Here is a 5,018-nt window from a genome sequence, read left to right on the forward strand (position 1 = left end):
CGGGTGTCCACCAGAGCGGGAACGGTCCAGAGAGCTACGCGCAGTATGACGCGGTGGTAATGAACCCGCCATTTAGCGCGGGCGCTGCTCACCTTCTCAAGGCGCTTGACCTCATGAAACGCGGCGGGGAGGTCGTGTGCCTGCTTAATGCGGAGACGATCAAGAACCCGTACACGAACGAACGCAAGACGCTAGTGGCGAAGCTCGACGCCTTGGGCGCATCTATCGAGTACAAGGCGGGCGCATTCACTGATGCCGACCGAAAGACCGGCGTAGAGGTGGCGCTCGTCCATGTGTGTATTGATGCCACGGAACCGCAGAGCGACATACTGGCGAACCTGGCCGAAGCCAAGGCCCGCACCGACAAGGCCTATGACGCCCGCGAAGTCGTGGACGGTGACCCGATCCGCGGGGCGGTGCGCCGCTACGAAGTCGAAGCAGAGGCCGGGCTAAAGTTGATTGACGAGTACAACGCGCTCGCACCGATCCTGACAAATGAGCTCGTGGGCGAACATCGCCGGCCGATCCTCACCCTGGAAGTAGACGGCGAGCGCTACGGCACCGGCGGCACGTCGCAGCAGTTCCTCGAGCGTCTGCGCATGAAGTACTGGCGCGAGGTCTTCGCTACGCGTGAGTTTGCGCGGATGTTCACCAGTGCGACCCGTGAGAAGTATCAGGAGAAAGTCGCGGAGCTAGCCCGCTACGAGTTCAACCTGGCGAACATTAAGCAGGTGCAGGCCGACCTGGCGGGCTCGATGCTGGACAGTCTCGACGATTCGATTGTGCAGCTCTTCGAGAGCTTTTGCAGCCAGTACTGGGACGAGCAGAGCAACAACGTCCATTACTTCAACGGGTGGAAGACCAACAAGGCGTACAAGGTCAACCGCAAGGTGATTACGTCGATGCAGGCCTGGGGCTGGTACGGCAACGACTACGACCCGCGCCGCACGGTCCACGACAGGCTCGCAGACGTGTCGAAGGTGTTTGCCTACCTCGACGGCAAGGTGTACGACGACGGGCCACTAGCCGAAGCCCTGGACGCGGCGGGGAAGGCGCAGCAGACGCGGAACATAGACCTCGAGCACTTCACGGTGACGTTCTACAAGAAGGGAACGGCTCACATCACCTTTAAGCGCGACGACCTACTCAAGAAGTTCAACCTGATTGGATCGCAGCGCAAGGGTTGGCTGCCACCCGACTACGGCAAGAAGAGCTACAGCGACATGACGCCCGAGGCTCGCGCGGTGGTCGATGAGTTCGACGGAGGGGAAGAGGAATACAGCGACACGATCGCGCGCCTGGACTTCTACGCCGGGCGGTCCGTGCCGTCGCTAGGCGCTGGCGTATAGCTGGGACTCGCTGTGCAACCTACGACGCCGCACCCTCACCGGTGCGGCGTTTCTTCATGCGCTCGATCTCAAGGCTGCGGCGCTGGTGCCACGTGAGGCCTTCGGTCTCCTTCGCGCGCCACATAGCCTCCGTACGGCCGCGGCTCTCGTTGCGCTCGTTCTCGATCTCGCGGGCAACGCGTGGGAACTTCTCGGACCCCACAACAAAGACCTTGCCGATGAGTTGTGAGGGTGAGTTGTTCGTGTCGATGCCCATATCTGCCCGTAGTTAATCACGAAACTTCGATATTGTGAATACCCCGGCGTGATGCTATTAATTAGGTATGAGCAAGCTACGGCACGCTCCGCACCTCCCAGTTCTACAGAAGAGCGGATTCCCTCCGCACACATAACTCACACACACATGTGCGCGCCCCTATGCGCACTGTCTCTCTAACACAAACACTGACTCCACGTATGACCGCCTCTCCTGGAAAGGAGGGGCGGTTTCGCTGTGTTGCGACCCCTTATAGTTCTATAGAGAAGAAAAGCGCAGCAAGCTACTCGTTCTATAGAAAGACGGCTTGTAGATTATGTCGATGTGTGTTTAATTAGATACAGGCGCTTCGTCAGTTATCCAGCAGATGAATCGTCATTATCATAAGTTTGACCTATTGTAATAGGGGCGGTTTATTGCTATACTGAAAGTGGATAGCTGATGAAGTAATTCCCCTCCCACCAATAGGTCGGAGGGGATCATCTTTTGTGACAAGACATATCAGCGAACTACTGGGGACTATCAACCGTGAGCAGGATCTACGCCCCGTCGTAACCCGTGAGCATTACAAGGAGGGCGACGATCTGCCGGCTGAGGTGGACGACCTCATACAGAACAAGGCGTACCGCAATCGCCACCGGAAGCTTCGCCGCCTGCACGGGGACCGCGTGCTCTTGAAAGTCGTGGAACTCTGCCACGGCAAGGACGGCAAGGGGGCGAAGATCAACGACCCCCAGAAGTACTTCGCCCGCATGACGAGCCTGGCGAGGTGGGACGAGACCTTGCAATTGGTGAAGCGACTCTTGGCCGCGACTGATCGTGCCGTAGCGATCATGCACAAGCTCGGAGCTGATCCACAGTGGCTTTACTGGTACGTGGGCGTCGTGTGGCGGAACTCGGAGGCCACTGTCGCTCAGTGGGTAGAGCGGGCTACTTCCGCAAGGAGGGGAAGCCCACCGAAGTTGTTTGCTTGGTTGGCAGGCGCCGCAGCCCGTTAGGTCCTGCGGTGGGCTCTAACACCGTCCACGTCCTTAGACTGCCCCCATGTCAATCGAAGGGCACCTCGGTCCGATCACTCCGCTAGAGGCTGAGTACGTAGCCGCGGCGATCATGCGGGACCATCTCGGCTTCGAGGATGCTCGGGTCACAACCGCATCGGGTGACGGCGGCATCGACGTTGTGGCGAGGCAGGCCGTCGCACAGGTGAAGCACTGGGGCTCGCAGGTTGGCCGTCCGGCGATCCAGCAGCTTTACGGCGCGCGGGGGATCGACCACTCCAAGAAAATGATCTTCTTCTGCTCTGGGGGGTACAGCCGGCAGGCGGTCGTCTATGCGGACGAGGTCGGGGTCGCCCTGTTCACGTTTGACGCCGCGGGCAGCTTTGGGGCGGTGAACAAGAGCGCGCAGGAGCTAGGGCTTGCGGCGAGGAGGCTGGCCGAGAAGGCAAAGAAGAAGGCTGAATTGGAGGAGGCAGAGAGGCGGGCTGTTATAGAGGCCGAGCACGCTAAGCGAGCTGCGCAGCACGCTAAGCGTGCTGCCAAGAAGAAAACTGCGGACAAGGCGTATGCAGCAAGCGTGGCTCACCGCCAGGCGCGGATTGACGCCGGTGACATCCCGCTGGTCACGGTGCGATCTGGGTGTGCGCTGCCCTTCGTTCTGCTTGCGACCCTCGGATTCCTAGCCGAATTCAAGTGGTCGTCCGAGCCTGATCCGTCCGGGCTTGTTCTAATAACAATCTTCGGCACGATAGCGCTGCTGTTTTTTTTGGTGGAACTGATAGTGTACTTGAAACTAAAGTGGGCCCATAAACGCAAGCGGCGCTAGTTCTCCACAATTCGTTGTCAATATCTCATCTTATTATTGCGCAATAGTCTTGCATTAATAATAAGAAGGGCGCATACTAGAACCATAAATTAAGCGGAGACAACTGAATAATGAATACACCAATCAAGAAACTAACTAACCTCCCTCGCAGCCGAAAGCTCATCCTCGGCGCGAGCGCCGGCCTCCTGGTACTCAGCACCTCATCCGTGCTCGCCTTCAACGGTCTCAGCACCACCGGCGCGAATGACACCCCGGTCGAGACCAAGGTCCAAGACCACGAGAAGCGCCTCACCGCGACAGAGCAGGATCTCGCCGACACGAAAGACCGCGTAGGCCAGGTCGAAGAGAAGACCGAGGCCAACAACCGGGCGATCGGCACCGTCGAGCGCGAGATCACCGTGGTCCGCGAGCAGGCAGAGTCGAGTACCGCGATACCGCAGCCGGCAGCTGAGTCCGCAGAAGCACCAGCTCCAGCGCAACCCGGTCCTCAGGCGGCACCAGCTCCAGCCCCGGCCTCCAAGAACGAGCTCCTCGTCGTGGCTATGCAGCAGACCGAGCGGCACGACCGCTTCGGTGAGTTCCTCAATTACAGCTGCGCCTACACCGTCGAGACCGGACAGCAAGTGTCTGTGTTCTCCGGGGTCCCGTGCACCCCGGTGGGCGCTGAGCTGAGTGAAGACATGATCCGGATGGTGAGGTTGGCGCGATGAGTCGGGGTAAGAGCTATCGAGCGGTGAAGCCAAGCTACCCGGCCACCCGGTTCACCCGGCGCGAAATTCGCTTGCTGATAACTTTCCACGTCCTAGCGCTAATCAGTTCCCTCGTCTTCATCGCTGCCCTTACACCGCAGACTGGCGCATCAGTACCCACTGCTTCTTCCGTAGTCGAAATCGCGCCTCAGTCCGTCGGTCCGAACGACATCGAGCGCCTGACGAACGCGCAGCGCGGAGCCCACGACCTACCCGCTCTCGCTACCAACGAGCTCCTCCGCCAGTCCGCCTGCCACAAGGCCGCGGACATGGTGCAGCACAACTACTTCGCGCACGTCGCACCTGACGGCACCGAGCCGTGGCATTACTTCCGCGAGGCGGGGTACACGTACCAGCACGCCGGGGAGAACTTGGCGCGGAACTTCACGGATGACGGGGCGGTGGTCCAGGCGTGGATGGAGAGTCCGACGCACCGAGACAACGTGCTGGGCGACTTCGAGGAGCAGGGGATCTGCTCGGTCGAGGGGGTGACGGTGCAGCACTTGGGGGTTGGGGCATGAGCCGGCCGATCAAGTTTGACTACATCTTGGCCAAGTACGAGGCAGGTGGTCGGGGTACGAAGCGTCTCACGTTTGACTACCTCGATCTATTCAACGGCACAGTAAAGCGCGCGCTAGACGCGCAAGCCCAGGACGGATATGCGGTAGTCGCAAAGCGTCAGAACACAGGCCTCAAAGACCGCAACGGCGCGGACATATTCGAGGGCGACCTTCTGGGCGGCGTATACGAGAGCCTTCAAGTGAAGTGGTGTTATAACCAAGGCGGCTTTGAGCTTCATTTCCTCAAGGTGGACCGTTCCCGCTCTGGTGGACACCCGGA

General features: G+C 59.7%; 7 protein-coding genes. 6 read left to right on the forward strand and 1 reads right to left on the reverse strand.

All coding sequences use genetic code 11. The features are described 5' to 3' along the window. Nucleotides 1-1,349, forward strand: a 1,349-nt coding sequence (locus G6024_RS04325) for a DUF4942 domain-containing protein (RefSeq protein ID WP_182640310.1), incomplete at its 5' end; no start/stop codon positions are given. A gap of 19 nt (nucleotides 1,350-1,368) precedes the next feature. Here G6024_RS04325 and G6024_RS04330 read toward each other — a convergent pair. Then, the gene (locus tag G6024_RS04330; protein ID WP_159148148.1) at nucleotides 1,369-1,605 is read right to left on the reverse strand and encodes a hypothetical protein; all 237 of its coding nucleotides are present in this window, start codon (nucleotides 1,603-1,605) and stop codon (nucleotides 1,369-1,371) included. A 488-nt stretch (nucleotides 1,606-2,093) separates the two neighbouring features. Between G6024_RS04330 and G6024_RS04335 the strand changes: the two genes are divergently transcribed. From G6024_RS04335 to G6024_RS04355, 5 genes are all read left to right on the forward strand, one after another. Next, nucleotides 2,094-2,603 (forward strand): hypothetical protein, encoded by a 510-nt coding sequence (locus G6024_RS04335; protein ID WP_159148149.1) that lies wholly within the window; start codon nucleotides 2,094-2,096, stop codon nucleotides 2,601-2,603. 46 nt (nucleotides 2,604-2,649) lie between these two features. Then, nucleotides 2,650-3,429, forward strand: coding sequence for a restriction endonuclease (locus G6024_RS04340; protein ID WP_159148150.1), 780 nt, complete (start codon nucleotides 2,650-2,652; stop codon nucleotides 3,427-3,429). 110 nt (nucleotides 3,430-3,539) lie between these two features. Next, nucleotides 3,540-4,139: a hypothetical protein gene (locus tag G6024_RS04345; RefSeq protein ID WP_159148151.1), complete on the forward strand. Its 600-nt coding sequence runs from the start codon at nucleotides 3,540-3,542 to the stop codon at nucleotides 4,137-4,139. Continuing rightward, nucleotides 4,136-4,699, forward strand: a complete 564-nt coding sequence (locus G6024_RS04350) for a CAP domain-containing protein (RefSeq protein WP_159148152.1) — start codon at nucleotides 4,136-4,138, stop codon at nucleotides 4,697-4,699. The genes G6024_RS04345 and G6024_RS04350 overlap by 4 nt, the downstream gene beginning before the upstream one ends. Further along, nucleotides 4,696-5,018 (forward strand): YopX family protein (locus tag G6024_RS04355; RefSeq protein ID WP_200841551.1); only part of this gene is annotated, 323 nt, incomplete at its 3' end. The genes G6024_RS04350 and G6024_RS04355, both read left to right, overlap by 4 nt.

It is taken from the genome of Dietzia maris (genome assembly GCF_014144855.1).
GTDB lineage: Bacteria > Actinomycetota > Actinomycetes > Mycobacteriales > Mycobacteriaceae > Dietzia > Dietzia kunjamensis.

What these genes read in the sequence shown, in the direction of transcription:
- G6024_RS04330 (WP_159148148.1), bottom strand. Translation starts at nt 1,605, where the DNA reads ATGGGCATCGACACGAACAACTCACCCTCACAACTCATCGGCAAGGTC.
- G6024_RS04345 (WP_159148151.1), top strand. Translation starts at nt 3,540, where the DNA reads ATGAATACACCAATCAAGAAACTAACTAACCTCCCTCGCAGCCGAAAG.
- G6024_RS04340 (WP_159148150.1), top strand. Translation starts at nt 2,650, where the DNA reads ATGTCAATCGAAGGGCACCTCGGTCCGATCACTCCGCTAGAGGCTGAG.
- G6024_RS04350 (WP_159148152.1), top strand. Translation starts at nt 4,136, where the DNA reads ATGAGTCGGGGTAAGAGCTATCGAGCGGTGAAGCCAAGCTACCCGGCC.